General features: G+C 70.4%; 3 protein-coding genes and 1 pseudogene. All 4 read right to left on the reverse strand.

The window, feature by feature from the left end:
* Window positions 1-52 precede the first annotated feature (52 nt).
* Window positions 53-1,720 carry a metallophosphoesterase family protein gene (locus tag ACFV61_RS30920; protein WP_079135505.1) on the reverse strand — a complete coding sequence of 556 codons (1,668 nt, stop codon included), beginning with the start codon at window positions 1,718-1,720 and terminating at the stop codon, window positions 53-55.
* A gap of 196 nt (window positions 1,721-1,916) precedes the next feature.
* Window positions 1,917-2,171 (reverse strand): hypothetical protein, encoded by a 255-nt coding sequence (locus ACFV61_RS30925; protein ID WP_063347060.1) that lies wholly within the window; start codon window positions 2,169-2,171, stop codon window positions 1,917-1,919.
* Window positions 2,172-2,321: 150 nt separating this feature from the next.
* Window positions 2,322-2,459, reverse strand: coding sequence for a hypothetical protein (locus ACFV61_RS30930; protein ID WP_380495207.1), 138 nt, complete (start codon window positions 2,457-2,459; stop codon window positions 2,322-2,324).
* Between the two features lie 28 nt (window positions 2,460-2,487).
* A pseudogene (locus ACFV61_RS30935) lies at window positions 2,488-2,609 on the reverse strand (iron-siderophore ABC transporter substrate-binding protein); the annotation flags it as partial.

Genomic DNA, 2,609 nt, shown 5'->3' on the forward strand with positions numbered 1-2,609 from the left:
GCGTCGAGGTGCGGACTCCTCGACGCCGGGGCCCGGCAAGCCGGTTCGGGGACTACCAGCCCCAGCCGCCGCCCTGACCGTCGTCGTCGTGGTCCGAGTCCCAGCCCTCGCCGACGTTGCGCAGGATCGTGTAGTTGTCGATCTGCGTGCCGTCCTCGGCCAGCGCGGTCACCTTCATGGACGACTTCTGGCCCAGGTGGGCCGGGGTGACGTCGACCTTGATGAAGGAGTAGCCGGTGTAGCGCACCCGCGACCACTGGATGGTCTCGGGGACCTTCACCTTGCCCTTCCCCCAGTAGTAGGTCTTCACCTCGTCCTGGTGGTTCTCGTGCCCCTCGTAGGTGTCCGGCACGTCGAACTTGTACAGGCTGCGCCCGGCCGCGCCCGCGGTCACGTAGACGACGCCGTCCTTCGCCGGCTCGATGGTGGCGCCGCTCGGCACCTGCTTCGAGACCTTGTTGCCGAGGATCGCGTCGGTGCGCTCGTAGATGTGGTTGTGGCCGTTGATGACCAGGTCCACCCGGAACTTCTCGAACAGCGGCACCCAGGCCTCGCGGACGCCGCCCTCGGAGGCGTGCGCGACGGTGGTGGAGAAGGCGCAGTGGTGGAAGAAGACCACGACGAAGTCGATCGTCTCGTCGTTGCGCAGGTCCTTGAGGGTGCGCTCCAGCCACTTGGTCTGCTTGTTCGCCGAGATGCCCAGGTTGGCCGGGATCTCGTAGGAGACGTCGTTGGCGTCGAGCGAGATGACGCCGACGTTCTTGTAGCGGAAGGTGTAGACGCCGGGGACCTTGCGCGGGTCCGGGCCGTTGTCCGGGAGGAAGAAGCGGGTGTTCTCGCCGCCGTACCCGTTGGGCGAGTACCAGGCCTCGATGTCGTGGTTGCCGTAGGCGACCATCCACGGCACGGTCGCCGCGACCGTCTCGGTCTGGACCAGGAAGTCGTCCCAGGTCCTGGCGTTGTACACGGACTTGTCGGGGTCCGTGCCGGAGCCCGCCGGGTCGGCGTAGCAGATGTCGCCGGCGTGCAGGTGGAAGGACGGCTTCTGGGCCAGGATGACGTGGTCGTTGCCGGCCGCGTGCGAGCTGACGCCCTGGTCGCCGAAGGCGGTGAAGGTGAACGGCTCGTAGACCTTGCCCCAGCGGTGGTCGCGGGAGGGCGCGGTGCGGAAGGTGTGCAGGGTGGAGATCTGCTGCTGCGAGGCCGGGTCGAAGCCCTCGTGGCCGACACCGTAGTAGTAGGTGGTGTCGGGGTGCAGGTCCTCCAGCGCCACGTGCAGGTAGTACTGGTCCACAGGCTGGCTGTTCGGGCTCAGCGCCGGGGTGTGCAGCGTGCGGACCTCGGCCTGGAGCTTGTGGCTGAGCTCCCACGGGGTCTTGCCGAAGCGCAGGAACGGCTTCTTGACCGGCGCCGGGACCTGCCAGGAGATGCGGAACTGGGTGTCGGGCTCGGGCCCGAACTGGAGGTGGCGCCCGATCGGCGCGACCAGCGAACCGTCGACACCGGCCGTCGTGGCACCGGTCAGCAGCTGCGGGCTCGCCGGCGCGGCGAAGGCCGTTCCACTGCCCAGCGCGCCGCCGACGGCGACGGCACCGACGGTCACGGCGCCGGCGCGCAGCATCCGGCGGCGGGAGAAGCGGGCCCGCAGGTACTCGTGCTGCTCGGCCGTGCTCATGCGGTCCGCGAGCTTGGCCGGTACGCCCATGTGAGGGATATCCATGCGCGGGACTCTTCCAGCGGCGCGTTGACCGCACACGGACGCGGGGTGAACGGGCCGCAGCGCGCCGCCCATTCGAACGCCAATGTTCGACCATGATCAGGTAAAGGAGCGCGCCCGCCCCGGACCGACCCCGGATCATGGCCCCGGCCGGCGGCGCGGCCTGAGCCGCCGTCGGCGCCGCCGCGGACGGGGGCGCTCAGCCGGAGGGCTCGTCCCAGGTGGAGGGGGACCGGTTGCCGGTGCCGTCGCAGGTGCGGCAGATCTCGTCCCGGTAGGCGTGCTTGGCGCCGGTCGCGTCCACCCGGTAGCGGACGTACACCCCGGTGCCGTCGCAGAGGAAGCAGTTGCCGCCCCCGCCGCCCACCTCGGTGGTCCCGGTGCCCTGACAGGTCCGGCAGCTGAGACCGGCGGTCCGGCCGGTGCCCGCGCAGATCCGGCAGACCGTCGTCATCGTCGTCCTCCCTGGGCGGAACCGCTGGCAGCCACCGGTCATGGTAGTGGGACCGCCGAGGGCGGCGTCCAGCGGATCCTGCTCGGCCGCCGGATCGGCCAACCCCGCTGCGTCCCAACCGTGATGAGGACGGATCGACTCCACCGTCCGCTACTCCGCCAGGCCCTCGCGGACCCGGCGGGACACCGAGATCAGCTGGAGGTCGAGCAGCCCGGGCGGGTCGGCCAGCCCGGGGCCGCCCGCGTGCACCCAGGCGGCTATCTCGTCGATCATGTCGTCCGCCAGCACGAAGCCCAGCCAGACCGGACGCCCGCCCGCCGCCCGCGAACTGCTTGGGGAGCTTGTCGCCGGACTTCTTCACGGCTTCGTTGATCCACGGGAGGTAGCCGGACTTGTCGCTGCCCCACGGGTAGCTCTCGATGCCGACCGGGGTCTGGC

The sequence above is a fragment of the Kitasatospora sp. NPDC059817 genome, assembly GCF_042731835.1.
In the GTDB taxonomy this organism is placed as follows: Bacteria; Actinomycetota; Actinomycetes; order Streptomycetales; family Streptomycetaceae; genus Kitasatospora.

Excerpts from the sequence above, each read along its gene's own strand:
- ACFV61_RS30920 (WP_079135505.1), bottom strand. The coding sequence starts at position 1,720 with ATGGATATCCCTCACATGGGCGTACCGGCCAAGCTCGCGGACCGCATG.
- ACFV61_RS30925 (WP_063347060.1), bottom strand. The coding sequence starts at position 2,171 with ATGACGACGGTCTGCCGGATCTGCGCGGGCACCGGCCGGACCGCCGGT.